Source organism: Mesorhizobium sp. M0408 (assembly GCF_040321495.1).
Lineage (GTDB): Bacteria > Pseudomonadota > Alphaproteobacteria > Rhizobiales > Rhizobiaceae > Mesorhizobium.
In genome coordinates this window covers 87,524-109,620 of record NZ_JAMYRO010000006.1, presented here as the reverse complement: position 1 = coordinate 109,620, position 22,097 = coordinate 87,524, and the positions used below count along the sequence as shown (strand labels likewise).

25 protein-coding genes and 1 pseudogene are annotated in these 22,097 nt (G+C 62.1%); 11 read left to right on the top strand and 15 right to left on the bottom strand.

Annotated features, from left to right (window positions below; translation table 11 throughout):
• Positions 1-59: 59 nt before the first annotated feature.
• Positions 60-317: a hypothetical protein gene (locus NKI67_RS09260; protein ID WP_023679487.1), complete on the top strand. Its 258-nt coding sequence runs from the start codon at positions 60-62 to the stop codon at positions 315-317.
• 36 nt (positions 318-353) lie between these two features.
• Here the strand turns inward: NKI67_RS09260 and NKI67_RS09255 are convergent, their stop codons facing one another.
• The 3 genes from NKI67_RS09255 to NKI67_RS09245 form a co-directional block, all read right to left on the bottom strand.
• Positions 354-704 carry a hypothetical protein gene (locus NKI67_RS09255; RefSeq protein WP_156937440.1) on the bottom strand — a complete coding sequence of 117 codons (351 nt, stop codon included), beginning with the start codon at positions 702-704 and terminating at the stop codon, positions 354-356.
• Positions 705-823: 119 nt separating this feature from the next.
• Positions 824-1,267, bottom strand: a complete 444-nt coding sequence (gene soxR / locus NKI67_RS09250; protein WP_352645084.1) for a redox-sensitive transcriptional activator SoxR — start codon at positions 1,265-1,267, stop codon at positions 824-826.
• A gap of 170 nt (positions 1,268-1,437) precedes the next feature.
• A complete protein-coding gene (locus NKI67_RS09245; RefSeq protein ID WP_352645082.1) occupies positions 1,438-1,896 on the bottom strand; it encodes a tRNA (cytidine(34)-2'-O)-methyltransferase in 459 nt (152 codons plus the stop codon).
• Positions 1,897-2,179: 283 nt separating this feature from the next.
• On the opposite strand from NKI67_RS09245, the gene NKI67_RS09240 reads away from it, so the two are divergent.
• The 4 genes from NKI67_RS09240 to NKI67_RS09225 are packed head-to-tail and all read left to right on the top strand — an operon-like array spanning position 2,180 to position 6,854.
• Positions 2,180-2,722 carry a hypothetical protein gene (locus NKI67_RS09240; RefSeq protein WP_352645080.1) on the top strand — a complete coding sequence of 181 codons (543 nt, stop codon included), beginning with the start codon at positions 2,180-2,182 and terminating at the stop codon, positions 2,720-2,722.
• 26 nt (positions 2,723-2,748) lie between these two features.
• Positions 2,749-4,638: an ABC transporter ATP-binding protein gene (locus NKI67_RS09235; RefSeq protein ID WP_352645078.1), complete on the top strand. Its 1,890-nt coding sequence runs from the start codon at positions 2,749-2,751 to the stop codon at positions 4,636-4,638.
• On the top strand, positions 4,635-6,515 hold the full coding sequence (locus NKI67_RS09230) for an ABC transporter ATP-binding protein (protein WP_352645076.1): 1,881 nt from the start codon (positions 4,635-4,637) through the stop codon (positions 6,513-6,515). Before NKI67_RS09235 ends, NKI67_RS09230 begins: the two co-directional genes overlap by 4 nt.
• Positions 6,516-6,539: 24 nt before the next feature.
• Complete coding sequence (locus tag NKI67_RS09225; protein ID WP_352645074.1) at positions 6,540-6,854, top strand: DUF6665 family protein; 315 nt, start codon at positions 6,540-6,542, stop codon at positions 6,852-6,854.
• A gap of 27 nt (positions 6,855-6,881) precedes the next feature.
• On the opposite strand, the gene NKI67_RS09220 is transcribed toward NKI67_RS09225, so the two are convergent.
• Positions 6,882-7,238 (bottom strand): cupin domain-containing protein, encoded by a 357-nt coding sequence (locus tag NKI67_RS09220; protein ID WP_352450559.1) that lies wholly within the window; start codon positions 7,236-7,238, stop codon positions 6,882-6,884.
• 281 nt (positions 7,239-7,519) lie between these two features.
• Here NKI67_RS09220 and petA point away from each other — a divergent pair, with 281 nt between their 5' ends.
• The 4 genes from petA to NKI67_RS09200 all read left to right on the top strand — a co-directional run bounded on the left by petA (position 7,520) and on the right by NKI67_RS09200 (position 11,118).
• Positions 7,520-8,080 (top strand): ubiquinol-cytochrome c reductase iron-sulfur subunit, encoded by a 561-nt coding sequence (gene petA, locus NKI67_RS09215; protein ID WP_023719206.1) that lies wholly within the window; start codon positions 7,520-7,522, stop codon positions 8,078-8,080.
• A 16-nt stretch (positions 8,081-8,096) separates the two neighbouring features.
• The gene (locus NKI67_RS09210) at positions 8,097-9,398 is read left to right on the top strand and encodes a cytochrome b (RefSeq protein ID WP_352586768.1); all 1,302 of its coding nucleotides are present in this window, start codon (positions 8,097-8,099) and stop codon (positions 9,396-9,398) included.
• A gap of 88 nt (positions 9,399-9,486) precedes the next feature.
• Positions 9,487-10,359: a cytochrome c1 gene (locus tag NKI67_RS09205; protein WP_352586770.1), complete on the top strand. Its 873-nt coding sequence runs from the start codon at positions 9,487-9,489 to the stop codon at positions 10,357-10,359.
• A 213-nt stretch (positions 10,360-10,572) separates the two neighbouring features.
• Entirely contained in the window at positions 10,573-11,118 is a 546-nt protein-coding gene (locus NKI67_RS09200; protein ID WP_023679476.1) for an adenine phosphoribosyltransferase, read from the top strand.
• Between the two features lie 43 nt (positions 11,119-11,161).
• Here NKI67_RS09200 and NKI67_RS09195 read toward each other — a convergent pair whose 3' ends face one another.
• From NKI67_RS09195 to NKI67_RS09165, 7 genes are all read right to left on the bottom strand, one after another.
• Complete coding sequence (locus NKI67_RS09195) at positions 11,162-11,632, bottom strand: MaoC family dehydratase (RefSeq protein ID WP_352645072.1); 471 nt, start codon at positions 11,630-11,632, stop codon at positions 11,162-11,164.
• Complete coding sequence (locus NKI67_RS09190) at positions 11,629-12,090, bottom strand: MaoC family dehydratase (protein WP_352575772.1); 462 nt, start codon at positions 12,088-12,090, stop codon at positions 11,629-11,631. The genes NKI67_RS09195 and NKI67_RS09190 overlap by 4 nt, the downstream gene beginning before the upstream one ends.
• Before the next feature lie 134 nt (positions 12,091-12,224).
• Positions 12,225-13,199 carry a magnesium/cobalt transporter CorA gene (gene corA, locus NKI67_RS09185; RefSeq protein ID WP_352637247.1) on the bottom strand — a complete coding sequence of 325 codons (975 nt, stop codon included), beginning with the start codon at positions 13,197-13,199 and terminating at the stop codon, positions 12,225-12,227.
• Positions 13,200-13,416: 217 nt separating this feature from the next.
• Positions 13,417-14,520 (bottom strand): redox-regulated ATPase YchF, encoded by a 1,104-nt coding sequence (gene ychF / locus NKI67_RS09180; protein WP_352568011.1) that lies wholly within the window; start codon positions 14,518-14,520, stop codon positions 13,417-13,419.
• 77 nt (positions 14,521-14,597) lie between these two features.
• On the bottom strand, positions 14,598-15,161 hold the full coding sequence (locus NKI67_RS09175) for a hypothetical protein (protein WP_352645069.1): 564 nt from the start codon (positions 15,159-15,161) through the stop codon (positions 14,598-14,600).
• A 3-nt stretch (positions 15,162-15,164) separates the two neighbouring features.
• Positions 15,165-15,890 carry an aminoacyl-tRNA hydrolase gene (gene pth / locus NKI67_RS09170; protein WP_352568009.1) on the bottom strand — a complete coding sequence of 242 codons (726 nt, stop codon included), beginning with the start codon at positions 15,888-15,890 and terminating at the stop codon, positions 15,165-15,167.
• 23 nt (positions 15,891-15,913) lie between these two features.
• Positions 15,914-16,558 (bottom strand): 50S ribosomal protein L25/general stress protein Ctc, encoded by a 645-nt coding sequence (locus NKI67_RS09165; protein WP_352575776.1) that lies wholly within the window; start codon positions 16,556-16,558, stop codon positions 15,914-15,916.
• A gap of 221 nt (positions 16,559-16,779) precedes the next feature.
• On the opposite strand from NKI67_RS09165, the pseudogene NKI67_RS09160 reads away from it, so the two are divergent.
• Positions 16,780-16,875, top strand: a pseudogene (locus NKI67_RS09160) (alpha/beta fold hydrolase); the annotation flags it as partial.
• A 65-nt stretch (positions 16,876-16,940) separates the two neighbouring features.
• On the opposite strand, the gene NKI67_RS09155 reads toward NKI67_RS09160, so the two are convergent.
• Complete coding sequence (locus NKI67_RS09155; protein WP_352645067.1) at positions 16,941-17,690, bottom strand: SDR family oxidoreductase; 750 nt, start codon at positions 17,688-17,690, stop codon at positions 16,941-16,943.
• A 205-nt stretch (positions 17,691-17,895) separates the two neighbouring features.
• The gene (locus tag NKI67_RS09150) at positions 17,896-19,140 is read right to left on the bottom strand and encodes an MFS transporter (RefSeq protein WP_352645065.1); all 1,245 of its coding nucleotides are present in this window, start codon (positions 19,138-19,140) and stop codon (positions 17,896-17,898) included.
• A gap of 128 nt (positions 19,141-19,268) precedes the next feature.
• Here NKI67_RS09150 and NKI67_RS09145 point away from each other — a divergent pair, with 128 nt between their 5' ends.
• Positions 19,269-20,150, top strand: coding sequence for an AraC family transcriptional regulator (locus tag NKI67_RS09145; protein ID WP_023678428.1), 882 nt, complete (start codon positions 19,269-19,271; stop codon positions 20,148-20,150).
• Between the two features lie 97 nt (positions 20,151-20,247).
• On the opposite strand, the gene NKI67_RS09140 is transcribed toward NKI67_RS09145, so the two are convergent.
• Both NKI67_RS09140 and NKI67_RS09135 read right to left on the bottom strand, forming a co-directional pair.
• On the bottom strand, positions 20,248-21,183 hold the full coding sequence (locus NKI67_RS09140; protein WP_023678427.1) for a ribose-phosphate pyrophosphokinase: 936 nt from the start codon (positions 21,181-21,183) through the stop codon (positions 20,248-20,250).
• Positions 21,184-21,434: 251 nt separating this feature from the next.
• Positions 21,435-22,055: a hypothetical protein gene (locus NKI67_RS09135; RefSeq protein WP_292661305.1), complete on the bottom strand. Its 621-nt coding sequence runs from the start codon at positions 22,053-22,055 to the stop codon at positions 21,435-21,437.
• Between the last annotated feature and the right edge of the window lie 42 nt (positions 22,056-22,097).

Here is a 22,097-nt window from a genome sequence, read left to right as displayed (position 1 = left end):
TTCCGGCCGCGATCCCTAATCTCTTGGGTGCAAGGGTCAAGTGTGAATGGAGTTCTTTCGTGCGCACCCCGGCAAGACCGCCGCTGGATGGCCTGAAGAAGAGGCTCGACCGTTCGCGCGCCGAGAACGCGCGCATGCCGCGCGACGGCTTCCTGCGCGAGACCTTCGTGCTGCCGCGCTCCGACGCTCGTCTCAAGGCGAAGGAATGGTTCGAGCGCTTTCCTAAGCAGGCCTATTGGACCGAGATCGAAAGCTGGTTCGAGCGGCCGGGCGACGTCATCGAATTCACCATCAGGCGGCTGCCGGCGGCGGATTAACGCTCCGGTCTCGAGGCTGAACGTATCAGGGCTAGTTCATCTGCCCTGAACGATCTTGATAAACACGCTTCTGTCGCCCGTTCCAAGATGCGCTCTTTTCATCTCGGCATACGTCAGGCGCCCATTCGCGAAGGCCCGCACGGTTCTTCCGCACCAGACACGTGGCGCCGCGGCTGCGCTGACATTCATGATCTTGCCAGCTTCCTGCTTCGAACTGAGAGGCGATTGCTCCGAATGCCTGATGCATTCCGTAAGCACTTTCTTATACATGGCAGGACTGCCCTGAACCAAAGTCCTTGCCGTATTCCATTCACCTTCGCTCGGCATGCATCCAGCCAACACAATGGCGCCAAGCAACGCGGCGTAAGTCTTGTATGCAAATTTCAATTCTGCCCCCCAAGATTAGTTGCAGGGGCGTATCAAGCACGGGCACATGAACTTCACAAGACTGTACAGTGACTAACGGACAGGATAAGTTCGCTGAACCCGTCCAGACCGTCATGGCTTCAACGCAGGACCAGCCTGCGGGCGCCCGCGCCGTCCCTTGCCAGCCTGTCGTTCTTATTCCGCAGCGGACATTTGTCGATCGACATGCAGCCGCAGCCGATGCAGTCGCTCAGCCCGTCGCGCAGCTTCTTGAGCTGACTAATTTTCTTGTCGAGGTCGTCGCGCCAAGCCGTCGAAAGCAGGTTCCAATCCTCGCGCGTCGGCGTCCGGCCTTCAGGCAATGATCGAAGGGCTGTGCCGATCTCGGCCAGCGAAATGCCGACCTCCTGCGCTACCTTGATGATCGCCACCCGTCGCAGCACGTCGCGGCCGTAACGCCGCTGGTTGCCTGATGTGCGGTGGCTGCGGATCAGCCCGCGCGCTTCGTAGAAATGCAGCGCCGACACCGCCACGCCGCTGCGCATCGCCACCTGGCCGACTGTTAATTCCGTTGCCGCAGCCATCTCCGATTTTCCGCTTGACCTCAAGTTAAGTTGAGCTTGTAGCGAAGAAGCCTCGAAGATGCAAACGGCAGGAGAAGGCGATGGGCGTCTGGATGAGAATGACCGGAGAGGATGCAGTGTTGCGTGAGGACGACGCCTTGGTCGCTGCGGCCGGCGATCGCGTACACATCCTAGCGGAGCTGCCGGATCGCCTCGGCCGCCACCATCGCAACGGAAAGCGCGACGTTGATGCTGCGCGCGCCGGGCTGCATCGGGATGATCAGTCGCGCATCCGCCGCCTCGTGAACGGCGTCCGGCACGCCTGCGGATTCACGGCCGAACAAGAGAATGTCGTCGCCGGCAAAGGCGAAATCCGTGTAGGCGGTCGTGGCTTTGGTCGAAAGCAGCACCAGCCGTCGGTTGCCGAGTCTGCGCCAGTCCTCAAAGGCGTGCCAGTCGACATGCCGGGTGAGCGCCGCCATTTCGAGGTAGTCCATGCCGGCCCGTTTCAGCGCCCGGTCACCGAGCGGGAAGCCCGCCGGTTCGATGATGTCGACGCCGAGACCGAGGCAAGCGGCGAAGCGCAGGATTGTCCCGGTGTTGCCGGCGATATCAGGCTGGTAGAGCGCGATGCGGAGACGGTCGTTCATTTCCGCGTCTTTCTAATAAGTGGCAGATCAGCCACAGAGCTCTCGCGGTTTTGGAAATTCCTGGACTGGCGGGTGGTCATTTTCTGCGAAGTCGGTTATACGGCCAGCATTGTCAACCCGAACCGATGGAGGGGTAATTCATGATGGCCATGCACATCCACCACCCCTCTCGTGGGCTTACCAGCCCGACGGCGGTTTCGGTACGACGATTCTCCTGACCTTCTAGACTTCAATCGCACCGATTCCCGCCGAAACCTTTTTCGGCCTTTGAAGGAATCCTGCGATGTTTTTCAAGCTGTGGAAGGGGCTGAACGCCCCACCTGAACACGCTTCGACCGATGCCACCTTTGCCGCGCCGCGCGTGCCCGCGGCCTGGGTTGGTTCACCCTTCTACCTGCATCTTCAACTGGAGAACGGACCGATGTTCGATCCCTGTAGAATACCCGGCTCAAGAAGCCTGCACGAGCGCAAGACTGCGACCTGGGCGCTTTTGATCGGCGAGACCTACTCGTCGGCGGTTCACGCCGAGACCCGCCGGCGTCCGCATCGCGGCATGCTGCCGGACGTCGATTTCTCGCGCGCCGTTCCGGACTATAGCCGGCCGTCGCTGGTGCGCCGGATCATCAGGCTGATCCGGCCTGGTGCAAAAACCGGCGCGAAAATCCGGATCGTCAAAACGTCGTCAGCATCGTCAAACGAGACTGTCGGCGAAAGGCCCGCGACAACCTATATAGCGCGAAGCAGGACCGGCGAGGCGGACGATTCCGTATCGCCGGTCCTTGACGCCATGCGGTCTGGGCACCTCGTCCGTTCGCGTGCCGCGTGAGCGGAAACAGTATTGTGAGCATCTCTATGTTTAGCTGGTTTGAAAAAAGGCTCGATCCGTTCCCTGCCAAGGAGCCGGTCGAGCCGCCGCGGACACTGATCGCCTTCTGCGTGCATTATACGCGCGGCGCGTGGCCCTACATCGCTCTCGATGCGGTACTGGTGACGGCCATCGCCCTTGCCGAGGTGTGGATGTTCGGCTTCATGGGCCGGATCGTCGACTGGCTGTCCGGACAGAATCGCGAGACGTTCCTGCAGACCGAAGGCTTGAAGCTGGTCGGCATGGCATTCATCGTGGTTTTCGCGCTGCCGGCGACGGTCTGGTTCCATTCGCTGCTCAACCAGCAGACGCTGATGGGTAATTATCCGATGCGTATCCGCTGGCAGGTGCATCGTTACCTGCTCAAGCAGTCGATGAGCTTCTATCAGGACGAGTTTGCCGGGCGCATCGCGACCAAGCTGATGCAGACCGCGCTCGCGGTGCGCGAGTGCGTCATCAAGCTCATCGATGTGCTCAACTATATCGTCGTCTATTTTCTCGGCATGCTGTTCATTGTCGGCTCGGCAGACTGGCGGCTGGCTGCGCCGCTTGCCGTCTGGCTTGCCGGATATGTCCTGCTGTTGCGCTATTTCATCCCGCGGCTGGGCAAGGTCGGCGAGGAGCAGGCCAATGCGCGCTCAACCATGACCGGCCGTGTCGTCGACAGCTACTCCAACATCCAGACGGTCAAGCTGTTCTCGCATGCGCGGCGCGAGGCATCCTTCGCCAAGGACGGTATGGCCGGCTTTCTCGATACAGTCTACCGGTCGATGCGGCTGGTGACACAGCTCTACGGCCTGCTCTACGTCCTGAATTCGCTGCTGTTGTTTTCGGTCACCGCAATCTCGCTATGGCTGTGGCTCGGCCAAGCCGTGACGATCGGCGCCGTCGCCCTGGTCATCGGCCTCGTGCTTCGGCTCTGGGGCATGTCGCAATGGATCATGTGGGAGATGTCCACGCTGTTCGAGAATATCGGCACGGTGCAGGACGGCATCGCCTCGATCTCGCTGCCGCGCCTCGTCGAAGACCGGCCTGGCGCCAAGGATATCGCCGTGACCAAGGGCGAGATCCGTTTTGAGGACATCCGCTTCCACTATGGCAAGCAGAAGGGCGTGATCGAAAGCCTGTCGCTGACGGTGAAGCCGGGCGAGAAGGTCGGCATCGTCGGCCGTTCGGGTGCCGGCAAGTCGACGCTGGTCAATCTTCTGTTGCGCTTCTATGACCTCGAAAGCGGCAAGGTCCTGATCGACGGCCAGGACATTGCGGCGGTGACGCAGGACTCGCTGCGCGCGCAGATCGGCATGGTCACGCAGGACACCTCGCTGCTGCATCGCTCGGTGCGCGAGAATATCCTCTATGGCCGGCCGGACGCCAGTGACCAGATGCTGATCGAGGCGGCGCGGCGCGCCGAGGCGCTGGATTTCATCGCCGGATTGTCGGATTCTAACGGTCGAAAGGGTTTCGACGCGCATGTCGGTGATCGCGGCGTCAAATTGTCCGGCGGCCAGCGGCAACGCATCGCCATAGCCCGTGTTATGCTGAAGGACGCACCAATCCTTATCCTCGACGAAGCGACCTCCGCCCTCGATTCCGAGGCCGAGGCGGCCATCCAGGAGAACCTCTACAGACTGATGCAAGGCAAGACCGTCATCGCCATTGCGCACCGGCTGTCGACGATCGCGGCCATGGACCGGCTCGTCGTCATGGACAAGGGCCGCGTCATCGAGGAAGGTTCGCATGAGGAACTGGTTGCCAGCGGCGGGCTCTACGCCCAGCTCTGGCAGCGCCAGTCGGGCGGCTTCCTGCTCGACGACGGCCCCTCTGCCAACGATGCAGCCGCCAACGATGCACTCGTCAAGGGTGAAGCCGCCGAATGACTGCCATCTACCGCTGGTTCGAGAACTGGGTCTATCCATTCCGGGAGCCTGCGGACCTTCGGCCACCTGCCGGCGTCAGGGGTTTCCTCTGGCATTATGTCGGGCAGGCGAAGATCGCCTTCTTCGCCATGCTGCTGATCGGCGGCATCGCGCCGTTAGTCGAAGCCGGACTGTTCTATTTCGTCGGGCGGCTGGTCGACATCCTCGATCAGCTTCCCGGCGAACGCAGCTGGCACGCCCTGTGGACTGCCGCCGGCCCGGAACTTGTCTTCATGATCGCGGTGGTGCTGGTCATCCGCACCATTGTCGTCGGCCTGTCGGCGCTGGTCGACGAGCAGACGATCACGCCGGGTTTCTATAATCTGGTGCGCTGGCAGGCGCATCGCCATGTCTCGCGCCAATCCTACGCCTTCTTCCAGAACGACTTTGCCGGACGTATCGCGACCAAGGTCTGGCAGGCGGGACAGGCGACCGGCGATCTGATGGAAAGCTTCATCGAGGTCGTCTGGTTCATGGTCGTCTATACGGTAACGACGCTGGCGCTGGTCGCCGGGCTCGATCTCCGGCTGGCGGTGCTGGTGGTGATCTGGATTACCGCCTTCGGCTTGCTGGCCAGGCGCTATTTGCCGGCGATCCGCAAGCATGCCGAAGCCACCGCCGAAGCCGGCTCGATGATCACCGGCCGCCTTGTCGATTCCTATTCGAACGTCCAGACGCTGAAACTGTTCTCGGCCGATGGCGACGACCGCTACATCAGGAACGGCTTCGACATCTATCTCGACGCGCTGCGCCCGTTCACCCGCCGGCTGACCGGCGTGCGCATGGCACTGACGATGCTGTCGGGCATTATGATCACGGCGATCGCCTGCTTTGCCGTTTATCTCTGGGTCGAGGGCTCGATCACAGTCGGCGCCGTGGCTTTCACGCTGTCTTTGGTGCTGCGGCTGAACATGCTGCTCGGCCGGCTGATGATGCAGCTCAACGGCATCTTGCGGAACCTCGGCGTGCTGGAAAACTCCAAGGCGCTGATCTCACAGCCGCTCGGCCTGACCGATGCGCCGGACGCGAAAGAGATTGTCGTCGGCGGCGGGCGCATCGACGTCAGCAATGTCGAGTTCCACTACGGCAAGGGGTCCGGCGTGCTCGACGGCATCGACCTCGTCGTGCGGCCGGGCGAAAAGGTCGGCCTGGTCGGCCCGTCCGGCGCCGGCAAGACGACCTTGGTCAATCTGATCCTGCGCCTCTACGACCTCGAGAGCGGCAAGATCACCATTGACGGGCAGGACGTCTCCAGGGTCACGCAGAATTCGCTGCGCGCCAATATCGGCGTCGTCAGCCAGGATACGGCACTTTTCCACCGCTCGCTGCGCGACAACATCAAGCTCGGCATGCCGGAAGCGACCGACGCCGAGGTGGTCGCGGCAGCGAAGAAGGCCGAGGCGCACGAGTTCATCCTCGGTCTGCGCGACAATCGCGATCGTATCGGCTACGAGGCCTATGTCGGCGAGCGCGGCGTCAAGCTCTCCGGCGGCCAGCGCCAGCGCGTGGCGATCGCCCGCGTCTTCCTCAAGGATGCACCGATCCTGGTGCTCGATGAGGCGACCTCGGCGCTCGATTCCGACATCGAGGCGGCGATCCAGGAAAATCTGGCAAGGCTGATGGAAGGCAAGACGGTCATCGCCATCGCGCATCGGCTGTCGACCATTGCGGCACTCGACCGGCTGGTGGTGCTCGACGAGGGCCGCATCGTCGAGCAAGGCACGCATGACGAGCTGGTCGGGCTCGACGGGCTCTATGCCAGGCTATGGAAGCGGCAGTCCGGCGGCTTCCTGTTCAACGAAGAGAGCGCGTTGGCCGAGACCCGGCCGGCGGAGTAGTTTTCTATAAAGCGGAGTGAAATCATGGCGGTGAGAATGCCATCGAATTTCGGACGGTCCGGCGCGCAGGAGAGCGCGTTGGACCTGCTTGGCCATGAAATCCTCGGCGAGAAGGCGGCCGCGCTCGGCCGCGCCGGCCGGCGCGTCGAGGAAACATTGACGAGGCTGCGCGAGAATTGCGACAGTGTCGACCGTGCCCGGCTGCTCAGGGATGCAGCCGAAGCGGTGCACGGGTATTTCATCCAGCGCGAACTCTGCGGCCTGCGCAAGCACGACGCGGTGATCCGGGAATACAGCATTCCCAAGGCCGTGCTGGCCAGGCTCGGCGCCAGCGCATGATCCGAACCGGAATCGGTTTGGGAAGCGTTATTCCAGCCACTCGGTGATGAAGCTGCCGTTCTCGTGTATGTCGGTGGTTTCCAGCGGGCCTGGCCCGAGATTGGTGAATTTGTGCGGCGTGTTCGGCGGTACGACCAGGATCTGGCCGGCTGTGGCCTCGATCTGCCGGTCGCCGACGGTGAACAGACCGGTCCCGGTCCGGATGATAAAAATCTCGCAATAGGGATGGCTGTGCAGCCTGGGGCCGCCGCCGATCTCGGGCAGGTAGTTGAAGATCAGGCAGCTGCGGGAGCCGTAAGCTCCGCCTTGCAGCTCGCCCTGCCAATGGTCGGGCCAGCGGTCGGGCGCTTCGGCCCATTTGTCGCGGTCTATGACATGCGCCATAGGCCGAGGATAAACCGGGCCAGCGCCAGCTGTCGAGGCGAACGCAGCCATTTGGTTTTGCTGCTGTTTTCCAATCGTTCCGACGTGCGAATTACGCCCCCGCGACAATCTGCCCTTGTGCCTTCACCCGTCTGGACAAAAACAGGCTTCACGCATAAACCCAAGTCCCAAATGCCGGAGGAATTCGCTAGCCTGTTCGCCATGCGCAGTCGGGCCGGCGTGATTGAGCGGGGAACAAGGCTCGGCCGCCGGCACGGAAAAGGCGAAAGGATCAGGCACCCGTGAGCGCAACCGACACCCAGGATCCCAACCGTCGTGATTTTCTCTACGTCGCCACTGGCATGGCGGCGGTGGTCGGCGCGGGCGCTGTCGCTTGGCCGTTCATCGATCAGATGCGTCCGGATGCCTCGACGCTGGCCCTTGCCTCGGTGGAGGTCGACGTCTCTTCGCTGACGCCAGGAATGTCGCTCGTTGTGAAGTGGCGGGGCAAGCCGGTGGTCGTGCGCAACCGCACCGAGCAAGAGATGAAGGACGGCGAGGCGGTCAATCTCGCCGAGCTCAAGGATCCAATCGCCCGCAACGCCAATTTGCCGGCCGACGCCCCGGCAACCGACGCCAACCGCACCACGCCGGGCAAGGAAGCCTGGATGGTGATGGTCCAGGTCTGCACCCATCTCGGCTGCATCCCGCTCGGCCAGGAAGGCGATTTCGGCGGCTGGTTCTGCCCGTGCCACGGTTCCGTATACGATACCGCCGGCCGCATCCGGAAGGGGCCGGCGCCCGAGAACATGGCGGTGCCGGTGTTCCAGTTCATTTCCGACACCAAGATCCGTATCGGCTGAGGCAAGGGATATTTCCATGAGCGAGGGACACTCGACCTATACGCCCAAGACCGGCATCGGACGCTGGTTCGATTCGCGCATGCCGCTGCCGCGGCTGGTCTATGACAGCTTCATCGCCTATCCGGTGCCGCGCAACCTGAACTACGCCTGGACCTTCGGCGGCATTCTCGCGCTCATGCTGGCGGCGCAGATCCTGACCGGTATCGTGCTGGCCATGCACTACGCGGCCGACAGCACTCTCGCCTTCGATTCGGTCGAGAAGATCATGCGCGACGTCAATTCGGGCTGGCTGCTGCGCTACCTGCATTCGAACGGCGCGTCGTTCTTCTTCGTCGCCGTCTACATCCATATTTTCCGTGGCCTCTACTACGGCTCCTACAAGGCGCCGCGCGAGCTGCTGTGGATCCTCGGCTGCATCATCTACCTCTTGATGATGGCGACCGGGTTCATGGGCTATGTGCTGCCCTGGGGCCAGATGAGCTTCTGGGGCGCCACCGTCATCACCGGCTTCTTCACGGCGATCCCGCTGGTCGGCGACTGGATCCAGCAACTTTTGCTCGGCGGCTTCGCGGTCGACAATCCGACGCTGAACCGCTTCTTTGCGCTGCATTACCTGCTGCCGTTCATGATCGCCGGCGTCGTCGTGCTGCACATCTGGGCGCTTCACGTCGTCGGCCAGAACAATCCGACCGGCATCGAGGTCAAATCGAAGACCGACACGCTCGCCTTCACGCCTTACGCGACCATCAAGGATGGGTTCGGCATGATCGTGTTCCTGTTCGTCTTCGCCTATTTCGTCTTTTATCTGCCGAACTATCTCGGCCATCCGGACAATTACACCGTTGCCAACCCCCTGAAGACGCCGGCCCACATTGTGCCGGAATGGTACTTCCTGCCGTTCTACGCGATCCTGCGCGCTATCACCTTCAATATCGGGCCCATCAACTCCAAGCTCGGCGGCGTGCTCTGCATGTTCGGCGCGATTGTCATGCTGTTCCTGGTGCCGTGGCTCGACACCTCGAAGGTGCGCTCGGCAGTCTACCGGCCCTGGTACAAGCTGTTCTTCTGGCTGTTCGTGGCCGACGCCATCCTGCTCGGCTGGCTGGGCTCGCAGCCGGCCGAGGGCAGCTATGTGTTCATGGCGCAGATGGCGACGCTGTTCTACTTCGCCTTCTTCCTGGTAGCGCTGCCGGTACTTGGGCTGATCGAGACGCCGCGGCGGCTGCCGAATTCGATTACCGAGGCGGTGCTCGGGAAGAACAAGGGTGGCGGTGGACATCCTGCCGGCGCCACGGCCGCGCCGGAAACCAAAGGCTGAGCATGATCCCGAAAAGTGGAAACCGGTTTTCGGACAAGATCATGCTCGAGACGATGACAGCGCGTCAGAGAATCTCAAGGGGATTTGCATGAAGAAGATTCTCACCTCGCTGGCGCTGCTTGGCCTTGTGGCCGCTGGCATTGGGGCCACAGGCACTGGAGCGCGCGCCCAGGAAGAGGCGCACAACGAGGCGGCGCCGACGCATTTCCCGATACACGAACCAAAGGAAATGGACTGGAGCTTCGCCGGGCCGTTCGGCACCTACGACAAGGCCCAGCTGCAGCGCGGGCTGAAGGTCTACAAGGAAGTCTGCTCAGCCTGTCATTCGATGAATTTGGTGGCGTTCCGCACGCTGGAAGGCCTTGGCTATTCGGATGCGCAGATCAAGACGCTGGCGGCCGAATACACGATCCACGACGGCCCGAACGATGCCGGCGACATGTTCGATCGCCCCGGCAAGCCGTCCGACCATTTCCCGGCGCCGTTCCCCAATGCGGAAGCGGCGGCGGCGGCCAATGGCGGCGCAGCACCGCCCGACATGTCGCTGCTGGCCAAGGCGCGCGGCGTCGAACGCGGCTTCCCGCGCTTCGTCTTCGACATCTTCACGCAATATGCCCAGGGCGGTCCCGACTACATCCACTCGCTGCTGACCGGCTACGACCAGCAGCCGCCGGCGGGCATGGTCATACCGGAAGGCACGCATTACAATCCGTACTTCCTGTCCGGCGTGTCGCTGAAGATGCCGAAGCCGCTCTCTGACGGCCAGGTAACCTATGATGACGGCGCGCCGCAGACGGTCGACCAGTATTCGCGCGACGTGTCGGCCTTCCTGATGTGGGCGGCCGAGCCACACCTCGAGGATCGCAAGAAGACCGGCTTTCGCGTGCTGGCCTTCCTGCTGCTGTTCGGTGCGCTGGTCTACCTGACCAAGCGCAAGGTGTGGGCCGGCGTAGCGCACTGAGCCCTGCAACACACGAGACCGGGAGGGCGTCGAAAGGCGCCCTTTTCATTGCAGGCATTTCGATTCATTGCAGCCGTCGCTGAGCACGCCCTTTGCCGGACAATTTTCCGTCAGGCGTCACATGGCGGTAGCCGGACTTAGCTGCACCGGGTTACGATTGGCCAATTCCCTTCACGTCTTCAGCCGAATCTGAAAGGCCCGGAGAGCCGCTTGATGAAATCCTCGCTCGAAGAGACGCTGCTTGCCGCGATCCGCACCATTCCGGATTATCCCAAGCCGGGGGTCCTGTTTCGCGACATCACCACGCTGCTCGGCAATGCGCGGGCCTTCCGCCGCGCCATCGACGAGCTGGTGCATCCCTATGCCGGCCTCAAGATCGACAAGATCGCCGGCATCGAGGCGCGCGGCTTCATCCTCGGCGGCGCCATCGCCCACCAGCTCTCGGCCGGCTTCGTGCCGATCCGCAAGAAGGGCAAGTTGCCTTACGAGACGGTGCGCGTCGCCTACAGCCTGGAATACGGGCTGGACGAGATGGAGATGCACAAGGACGGTGTTTCTCCAGGCGAGAAGGTAATCCTCGTCGACGATTTGATCGCCACCGGCGGCACGGCCGAGGCGGCCGTCAAGCTATTGCGGCAGATCGGCGCCGATATCCTCGCCGCCTGCTTCGTCATCGACCTGCCGGACCTTGGCGGCCGAGAGAGGTTAGAGGCGCTCGGCGTACCGGTGAGGACGCTGATCGGGTTTGAGGGGCATTGAGCGTTTCTTCCTTCTCCCCTGTGGGAGAGGGAAAGAACTCCGCTCATTCCACCTTCACCAGCACGGCACTTTCGAATTCGATGACCTTGTCGCCGGTCGAATCGAAGGCCTCCGAGCGGAGCGTCAGCAGCCGCCAGCCCGGTCGCGAGGCAATGGGGCGATGGGCCAGCGCGGTGCGGGTGAAAGTCACGGTTTCCCCGGCATAGACAGGTTTGGGCCATTTGAGGTTCTTGAAGCCGGGCGAGGGGCCGAATTCCGGCACCGGCCCAGGACCGGGCCAGCGGGCGACCTCTGCCTCTATGCCAGCCTCGAGGTTCAATTTCATCCAGGTGGCGGCGGTGTGCCAGCCCGAGGCGCAGAGCCCGCCGAATATGCTGTTCCTCGCCGCCTCTTCGTCGACATGGAATATCTGCGGGTCGTATTTGCGGGCGAACGCCTTGATCGCCTCCGGTTCGAATCGATGTGAACCGAGCGTGACGGTGATACCGATGCAGAAGAATTCGTCGAGGCTCACGCACGGCCCTCGCGGGTGAGGAACATGACGGTGTTTTCGAGCTCGAAAACACCTTCGCCGCGCTGGTTGAACAACTCGCTGCGCATGGTCACCAGGCCAAGCCTGGGCTTCGATCTGGACAGTCGCTTGGCAAGGACGGTGGTGCTGCCGGTCAACAGGTCGCCGGCCAGGACTGGCCGTTTCCATTTGACCTGGTCGACGCCCGGCGCGCCCTGGGAGGTCGAGTCGAGCAGGAAGGCATCGCACAGCATGCGCATGAACATGGCGCAGGTGTGCCAGCCCGAAGCCGCCAGCCCGCCGAGAATGCTGGCCTGGCCCGCGGCCTCGTCGAGATGCATCGGCTGGGCATCGAATTCACCGGCGAATTCTATGATTTCGGCGGCACTTACCAGCTTGGTGCCGAGGTCGAGCGAAGCGCCCTCGATAAAATCCTCATAAGCCCAGGTCTTTGCGGTCATGGTCTGGAAATCCTGTTCAGGATTGTACGATCGCTACGGGTCCGGGTCCCGGATGCAGGCAGCGTGGCATTTGGTCAAGCAATTTCTATTGCGCCAGCCCGCTGCGCCCAAGCCGCAGCGCGGTATTGACGACCCTATAGCCAGCCGCGGCGGCGGAAATACCAGAAGGGCAGGATTGCCGAAAGCACCATCATGCCGATGGCGAAGGGATAGCCAAAGTGCCATTTGAGCTCAGGGATGATGTCGAAATTCATGCCGTAGATCGAAGCGACAAGCGTCGGCGGCAGGAAGATGACAGCGGCGACGGAGAAGATCTTGATGATGGCGTTCTGCTCGATCGAGATCATGCCGAGCGTCGCGTCGAGCAGGAAGCTGATCTTCTGCGACAGGAAGGTGGCGTGGTCGGCGAGCGACAGGACGTCGCGTGACAAGGTCTTGATGCGAGCGCGGCTGTCCTTGCTCATCCTGCTTTGCGTGGAGGCATGGGCGAGAAAGCCGGCAAGGCGCTGCAGCGAGATCAGGCTGTCGCGGATCGAGGAGGCGAGGTCCTCCTTGCGGCCAATGCCTTTCAACAGCTCCTGGAAGTCGCGGTTGCGCTTGGAAACCTTGGTCGAGCGTGCCTCGAAGATGTCGCGCGAGATCGCCTCGACGTCGCGGCCGGCGCGCTCCAGAATGTCGGCGAGGCGGTCGACGATCGCCTCCAGCAGTCCGATCAGGATGGTGTCACCGCTGGTGCAACCGGTCGCCACCTTTTCGGCGCGCAGCGGAAAGGTCTTGAACGCCTTCGGTTCGTGGTACCGCACGGTGATCAGCCTGCTGCCGGCGAGCACGAAGGTAACCGGCGACATCAACGGATCGTTCACCTCGGTCTGCGCAGGCAGAATGGCGGTCATGAAGTAGGCGCCGTCCTCGACGTAGAGACGGCTCGAGATCTCGATCTCTTCCATCTCTTCGCGGGTCGGAACGGCGATGCCGAGCCAGGTCTCGATTGTCGTCTCTTCTTCCTTTGTCGGGTTGAAGAGGTCGACCCAGACGACAGTGTCGCTGTTTTGCAGGAGATCGTCGACCAGGCGCAGGCGATCATTGTCGACGACGAAGGCCTTGATCATCGCCGGGTCTCCCTTGCTGTTGCCAAAGAGCGTTCGTTTGGAGGGGGCGCGTCAGTCACATCGCACGGACGCGGGCAGGCGAGGCGCGAGGCCGGTGCAGAGGCCCCTTAGACCCCGCACGATGGCCCGTCAAGCAGCGCAAGAGGCACTGCGACACCCTGCTTTGAAGTTTGTCATCGAGCGACGGCAATGGTGACCATTGGGCTCCCTCGCCGGGTCAGGTGTTGAACTTGAACAGCATGATGTCGCCGTCCTGGACGACATACTCCTTGCCTTCGTCGCGCGCCTTGCCGGCCTCCTTGGCCGCGACTTCGCCGCCCAGCCTGACGAAGTCGTCATAGGCGATGGTCTGGGCGCGGATGAAGCCGCGCTCGAAATCGGTGTGGATGACGCCTGCCGCCTGCGGCGCCTTGGCGCCCTTGTGCACGGTCCAGGCGCGTGTCTCCTTGGGGCCAACGGTAAAGTAGGTGATGAGCTGGAGCAGCTCGTAGCCGGCGCGGATGACCTTGTTCAGGCCGGGTTCGTCCAGACCGAGCGTTGCCAGGAATTCCATTTCCTCTTCGTCCGAGAGCTGGGCGACCTCGGCCTCGATCGCCGCGGAAATCACAACGGTGCGGGCACCTTGCGCGGCGGCCATCTTCTCGACCGCCCTGGTATGCGCGTTGCCGGTGGCGGCATCGGCTTCCGCGACGTTGCAGACGTAAAGCACCGGGTGTGAGGTCAAGAGATTCAGCCCCTGCAGGATGCGCAGATCCTCAGCCGAGATGCCGTTGAGCAGGATGCGGGCGGGCTTGCCGGCCTGCAGCAGTTCAAGCGCCGCTTCCATCATCGGAAGTACGGTCGCTGCTTCCTTGTCCTTGCCGGCGGCACGCTTGCGGATCTGCACGATGCGGCGCTCAAGGCTGTCGAGGTCGGCAAGCATCAATTCGGTCTCGACGGTCTCGGCATCAGCGACAGGATCGATGCGGCCCTCGACATGCGTGACGTCGTCATCCTCGAAGCAGCGCAGCACATGGACGATGGCGTCGACCTCACGGATGTTGGCGAGGAATTGGTTGCCAAGCCCTTCGCCTTTGGAGGCGCCACGCACCAGGCCGGCAATGTCGACGAACGAGATGCGGGTCGGGATGATCTCCTTCGACTTGCCGATCGCGGCGATCTTCTGCAGGCGCGGGTCGGGCACCGCCACCTCGCCGGTATTCGGTTCGATGGTGCAGAACGGATAATTGGCGGCCTGCGCCGCCGCCGTCCTGGTCAACGCATTGAAGAGCGTCGACTTGCCGACATTGGGCAAGCCAACGATGCCGCATTTGAAACCCATTTTTGTCTGGTCCTATCGGGAAATCGAAATTTGATCAGGGCTATGGGCGAAAGCGCCGATGATCGTCAAGGCGCAATTCAATTCAGACGCTGCGCGATGTCATCGGTGCCTATCGCCAACGAACGAACGCCGGACCTGCTCAGTATTTGCAGAAGATGCCAGAACGCGTCGACCTCAGCGGTTCCGAAATCGATGGTCAGTTGTCCGTCGAGCAATTGCGCACTGTGAATGACGTTTCCGACGGTCTCCGATGTTTCACGCTCGCCATCGATATCGAACCAGCCGCGAAACCATTCGTCGAAGAGATCGCCGTCGAGCTCATTTATAGGGAATTTAAAATGAACCTCATCCCACCTGAAAGGTGAGATGAGGACATCCATTCCACCCATCCCGGCGTGAATATCCGGAGAGAATTTCACATAGGAATCGCTGTTGATGAATTGCGGATTTGGCTGTCCGTCATTACTGACGAAATCAACCGCGATGAAATTTCGATAGAAGGAATCGACGTTCGAAAACTTGATTTCGGTCGCATGCGATCCTTGGCTGTTGCGAGCAAGTTCGCCGGCAGCGGCGACGAAATAATCAACATACTTCTGTCTGATGAGACGGACCAATTCCTGAATGTCATCCAGATCCATGGCTCAGTCCTTGCCGCCAAAAAGCTTCTTCAGCATGGCCGCCATCGGGCCGGTTTCGGGCAGCTTGGCCGCCGGCTGCTGCGGCCGCGCCTGGCGGACGTGGCTTTGCGCCTTTGGCGCCTTGGGCGGCGGGCGATCGTCGTCGTCCGTCGGCGTGAGCTTGTCGCGCAGCGCCAGCGTCACGCGGTTCATGAACGAATTGTCGTCGCCCTTGGCAAGCAATCCGGCACCATCGGCGATTGCGTCGAGCAGCACGTCCAGCCATTCGCGGTCGCCCTTGGCGAAATCGCCAAGCACATGGCCGTGCACCATTTCCTTGACGCCGGGATGGCCGACGCCGATGCGCACACGGCGAAAATCCTTGCCGACGTGCTGGTCGAGCGAGCGGATGCCGTTGTGGCCGCCGGAACCGCCACCGACCTTGACCCGCACCTTGCCGGCGGCAAGGTCGATCTCGTCATAAAAGACAGTCAGCGCCGAAGGGCCGAGCTTGTAGAAGCGCAAGGCTTCGCCGACCGACTGGCCGGACAGGTTCATGAAGGTCTGCGGCTTGATCAGGATCACCTTTTCGCCGGCAAGCGTGCCTTCGGCGATCAGACCCTGGAATTTCTTCGACCAGGGCGAAAAGGAATGGCGGCGGGCGATCGCGTCCGCCGCCATGAAGCCGACATTGTGCCGGTTGTTGGCGTATTTCGCGCCCGGATTGCCGAGGCCTGCAAAGACAAGCATCGTCGCCTCCGGGCGGGAAGGGGTTACTTCTCTTCGGCGGCAGGAGCCGCTTCGGGCGCAGCCGCTTCAGTCGTCTCTTCCGCAGCCTCCGGCTTCATCGCCGAGGAGCCGGCAATGGTCGCGATGGTGAAGTCGCGGTCGGAGATCACCGGCTTGACGCCGGCCGGCAAGGTGACGGCCGAAATGTGGATCGAATCGCCGATATCGGTACCGGTGAGATCCACGATGATGAAATCCGGGATCGCATTGGCCGGGCAGTGGAACTCGACCTCGTGGCGCACGATGTTGAGCACACCGCCGCGCTTGATGCCGGGCGACTTGTCTTCATTGATGAAGTGCACGGGCACATCGACGTTGACTTCGGTATCCTTGCCGATGCGCAGGAAATCGACATGGACAGGGAAATCCTTGACCGGGTCGAGCTGAAAATCCTTGGGCAGAACCTGGATCTTGTTGCCGTCGACATCGATCGTGGCGACCGTGGTCAGAAACCCGCCGCCATGGATCTTGTAGTAGATGTCCTTGTAGGTCAGCGCAATCGCCAGGGGAGGCTGCTTGTCGCCGTAAATCACTGCAGGCACTTTACCGTTGCGGCGAACTGCACGGGCGGACCCCTTACCGACCTGTTCGCGCGCTTCGGCCTTGAGCTCGTAAGTATCGTGGCTCATGGCATTTCCTTTCGCGTTGTTCTGGAGCGCTCACGGTCAGCGTGGCTGGGCCGTAAACGTCGAAAGCCGCCGGGCCTGCATATCCGAAAGCCGGCAGCCGCATAAGCAAGCGGACCTTTGTTCGGGATCACAAGGGAAGGCAGCCTTCCGCCGCGTTGCCTCCAAGGGTGTCTACGCGGGTGGCGGCTCTATAGCCGAAGGCGGGAAAGGGTGCAAGTCATGGCAGGCGACAGGTCTACAAGGGTTTCCCCCATAGCATGGCGACCACCCATGCCGATGTTATAAACACCGACATGCTGGCCTTCTTCAGGGCGTAAGGTCTTTCAGAACGTAACAAAAAACCCGCCATCTGCGGGTGATCTCGTGTCAGGTCGTGCCGATGTCAGGCGATGCTCAAGCCGCCATCGATCAGCATTTCCGCACCGACCATGAACGGGCATTCGTCCGAAGCAAGAAAAACCACCGCGTTGGCAATTTCCTCGGCGGTTCCGAAACGACGGGCAGGCACCAGGCCGACCACAGCTTTCGCACGCGCCTTCGCCGCTTCGGGGTCCAGCCCAAGTTTGTCGTTGAGCGGAGTGTCGATCGGACCCGGGCTGATCACATTGGCGCGAATACCGCGTTCTATCAGTTCGCCCGAGAGCGTCCGGGCGAGCGAAATCATGCCGGCCTTGGCCAGCGCATAGACGTGCGTTCCAGCCATTCCCATATGCGCGTTGACCGAGCCGCTGAGGATGATCGACGACGGGTTCGAAAACAGCGGAACGAGCGCCTTGACCAGGAAGTACGGCCCCTTGAGGTCGACGTCGATGCTCCTGTCAAACGCGGCCTCGGTCCAGTCGCCAAGCGGGCGCAGGTCGGCGATACCGGCATTGAGGAAGGGAGCGTCGAGCTTGCCGAAGGTTTCCTCGATCCGCCGCGCTATGTCGTTCTGGGCAGCAGCATCTCCGGCGTCGGCGGCAATGACAAGCACATCACTGCCGAGGATGGTGCGCGCCTCCTCGAGACGGCTCGCATTTGTTCCGGTGATAGCGACGCGCGCACCTTCCTCGATGAAACGTCGCGCCGTCACCAGGCCGATGCCGCTGGTGCCGCCGGTAATCAATGCGGCCTTGCCTTTTAGTCTGGACATAAGCGAATTGCCTTTCCTGGCGCGGAGCGCTGCGCAGCATCAGGGTTGAGCCCGGTATGTTCAACTTGAAGGCGTTGCTGACCAAAATTTTGCCTTCAGGGGTGACCCTCTCTAACAGGCTTTTCACCCGGCGTATGATGAAAGAATCATCGAGGGCGCGGCAACTGTCGCGCACTCGTATCAATTCCGAAAGATGAACTGATTTTTAGCTGGCCGCCGCCTCCATCTTCCTCGCTTCCTTCATGTTAGGCAGGAGGACCGTCAGCAGCCCGAGTAGCGGCAAATACGAGCAGACCTGGAAGACGAAATCGATGCCTTTCATGTCGGCGACGACGCCAAGCACGGCGGCGGCGATGCCGCCCATGCCGAAGGCGAAGCCGAAAAAGATGCCGGCGATCATGCCGACCCGGCCGGGCACCAGTTCCTGGGCGAAGACGACGATGTTCGAGAAGGCCGAGGACAGGATCAGGCCGATCAGCACGGTGAGAACCATTGTCCACTCGAAATTGGCGTGGGGCAAGGCCAGGGTGAAGGGCAGCACGCCGACGATCGAGAACCAGATCATCGCCTTCTGTCCGTAGCGGTCGCCGAACGGGCCGCCGAGCAGGATGCCCAGGGCCGAGGCGCCGAGGAACAGGAACAGCATGACCTGCGACATCTGCACCGAAACGCCGAATTTATGGATGGCATAGAAGGTGTAGTAGCTGGACAGGCTGGCGATGTAGGCGTTCTTGGTCAATACCAGCAAGGTCAGCACCGCCAGCGCGCCCAGGACCTTGCGGCGCGGGAAGGGCGAAACGAAGCCTGCCGCTTTGCGGTTGCCGAGTGCGGCGCGCAGGCGGCTGTACCAGCCGCCAACCTGCCACAGCACGATGATGCCGATCAGCGAGCCGCCGGCAAACCAGGCGATGCTGGTCTGGCCGAAGGGCACGACGATGAAGGCTGCCAGCAGCGGCCCCATCGCCTGGCCGAAATTGCCGCCGACTTGGAACAGCGACTGCGCAAGACCGAACCGGCCACCGGAGGCGAAGCGGGCGATGCGCGAGGATTCCGGGTGGAAGATCGCCGAGCCGATGCCGATCAGCGAGGCGCCGATGAGGAGCAGCGAGTAATGTCCGGCATAGGCCAGCACGACCAGCCCGATCAGCGAAGAAGCCATGCCGTAGGGCAGCGAATAAGGCATCGGCCGCTTGTCGGTAATCATGCCGATCACCGGCTGCAGCAAGGATGCCGTCACCTGGAAGGTGAAAGTCAAAAGGCCGATCTGCCAGAAATCGAGACCGTAATTGTCCTTCAGCAGCGGATAGATCGCCGACAGCAGCGACTGCATGATGTCGTTGATGCAATGGCAGAAGCTCACCGCCAGGATGACGGTGAAGGCCGTCGCCTGAGCTGAAATGTGGCTGGCCGCTGCCGGCTTGGCGTCGGCGGTTGCTGTGGTATCGGTCAAGGCAGGCTCCGTGGTCTTTTTGGCGGGCGCTCCCGCAGGCTGTCTTATAGGCCGCAGCCTTATACGTTGCTTGTCACGCGACTTCTTTCGTGGTTTGGTCCAATAGTTTCGCAAGTGGGCCATAGCTGATGCCGCATGGCAGGGAAATGTTCAGAGCGGGCGACACCGATCTCGGGCTGTTGCATGAGCGTCGCTGGCAATGGCTGGAGCAGGCCGTAGGGCCGGCAGTGGCGCTGCCGACCGAATATCCGGACGGCTACCATGTGCCACGGCACCATCATAGCCGCAGCCAGTTGCTGCACGCGCTGGTCGGTGTCGTGCTGGTGACGACGCGGCATGGGCGCTGGATGGTGCCTCCGGACCACGCGATGTGGATCCCCGCCGGCACCGAACATTCCGTCGAGATGCTGGGCGACGTCAGCATGCGGTCCGTCTATGTGATGCCGGAGGCCATTCCCGGCCTGCCGGACGGGTTGCGTGTCGTCGGCATCACCGACCTGATGCACAGCCTGATCGTGGAATCGGAAAAGCTGCCGCAAGGCGCCGAGCTGGAGGGGCGGGGCGGACTGATCATGAAGCTCCTGCTGCACGAAATCCCGAACCTGCCGGAACGGCCGCTCGGCCTTCCGTTCCCGTCCGATGCAAGGCTGGCGACGCTGTGCCGGCGCTTCGTCTCGGCACCGTCACCGCATGCGACGATCGACGAGTGGGCCGCTATCGTCGGCATGAGCCGCCGCTCTTTCACCCGCGCGTTCCACCGCCAGACCGGATTGTCGCTGTCGACCTGGCGTCAGCAGGCCTGTCTGTTCGCGGCGCTGCCACGGCTGGCCGACGGCGAGCCGATCACTAGGGTGGCGCTCGATCTCGGCTATGACAGCGTGCCGGCGTTCATCACCATGTTCAAGCGCATGCTGGGAGCCTCGCCACGCGGTTACATGCGGGGCGCCCGTGATGCTGGCGAAGGTGTGCGACGAATAAGCGGTCCGGCTCGGCCTGAGTCGCAGCCCTGAAGGGCGTCGCGTTCGACCGGCCTCATGCGACGCGCTTTGGGTTCTTGCTTTTATGCATGTCGTTATCGCAAAACCGCTGCACTTTGCGCGACACGAATTAATCGAACAGGCTCGACACCGATTCCTCGGTCGCCGTGCGCGAGATCGCCTCGCCCATCAATTCGGCGATGGAGATGACGCGGATATTGGCGGCGTCCAGCACTGCCTGGGTCGGCTGGATGGAATCGGTGATGACCAGTTCCTGCAGTTTCGAGGCGCCGATGCGGGCGATGGCGCCGCCGGACAAAACGCCATGGGTAGTATAGGCGGTGACACTGGTGGCGCCGTCGGCAAGCAGCGCATCGGCCGCATTGCACAGCGTGCCGCCCGAATCGATGATGTCGTCGATCAACAGGCAATCCTTGCCGCGCACGTCACCGATGACGTTCATGACTTCCGATTCGCCGGGGCGCTCGCGGCGCTTGTCGACGATGGCAAGCTGGGCGTCGATGCGCTTGGCGAGCGCGCGGGCGCGGACCACGCCGCCGACATCCGGCGACACCACCATGACATTGGCAAGCTGCTTGTATTTCGCCTTTACGTCGCGGGCCATGACCGGCACGGAAAACAGATTGTCGGTCGGGATGTCGAAGAAGCCTTGAATCTGGCCGGCATGGAGATCCAGGGTCAGCACCCGGTTGACGCCCGCCCTCGTGATCATGTTGGCGACCAGCTTGGCCGAGATCGGTGTGCGGCCCGAGGCGCGGCGATCCTGCCTGGCATAGCCGAAATAAGGAATAACTGCAGTGATGCGCTTGGCCGAGGAGCGCATGAAGGCGTCGATCATGATGAGCAGTTCCATCAAATGATCGTTGGTCGGGAACGAGGTGGACTGCAGGATGAAGACGTCCTCGCCGCGCACGTTCTCCTGGATCTCGACGAAGATTTCCTGGTCGGCGAAGCGCCTGACGCTGGCCTTGCCCAGCGGAATGTTGAGGTAGCGGGCGACTGATTCGGCCAGCACCCTGTTGGAATTGCCCGCGAAGAGCTTCATGCAGCGTTCCTGGCGAAGGATTGAGAGACTCCGATAGCACTCCAGCCTCTTAGTCGGGCTTTTAGCGGCCCGCGCCGGTATTGCAAGCGTCGTGAATGGGAATCCGCCGGCTAATCTCAATAAACGCTTACGGCTTGACGATGCGGCGATAGGTCCACTTCGATGCCGACGGAATCGGCATAGCTCTGCCTTTCAGTCTGAGCATGATCTTTTCCGAAAACCGAATTCCACTTTCGGAATTATGCTCCAGGTCAGCCGGCGCCGCCGCCAAGCCAGGTGGCGAACTGGTCGATTGTCTGGTCGGCAATTGCCTGCATGGTCGCCGGGGCGACCGCCGCCCAGCCTTCGCCGCCGCCAACAGAGGGCGCCTTCTGCTGGCCGTTGATGCGATGCAGCCGGTTGCCGGCCGGGTCATAGATGTCCCAGACATAGATGACGGTAGTGTCCTTGCCTTCCGTCATGGTCGAGAAATAGCCCTTGAGCACATGCGTAGGGGTCTGGTCGGTGCTGCCGGCCAAGGTGATGCCGCGCTGCCTGGCGCGTGTCTGAAGCTCGGCGGTCAGCGGTGTCGCGGCTTCTACCGAGGCGCCGACGATCGGCGCCACCTGCAGCCGGGTCCGCGCAATGGCAGCCGCGCTTTTGGCGGGCGGCACGGCTGCTGCAGCGGAAGGCTGCGCTGTATCTGCAGTTTGCGCGGTGCCGGCAGGCTGAGCCGGAGTTGAGGGGGGCGTCGCGGCACCTCCGGCTCCGGAGAGCGATTGCGTCGATTGCGGGGCAATGGCCGAGGGTTCGAGAACGTCCTTCGCATTGGTGCAGGCCGCCAATGCCAGCGCCACGAGCAATGACACGGTCGTCACATGCGATCGTCTCATTAGCCTGAAAACTCCTTGGCGACGAACGCCCCTCACACTCTT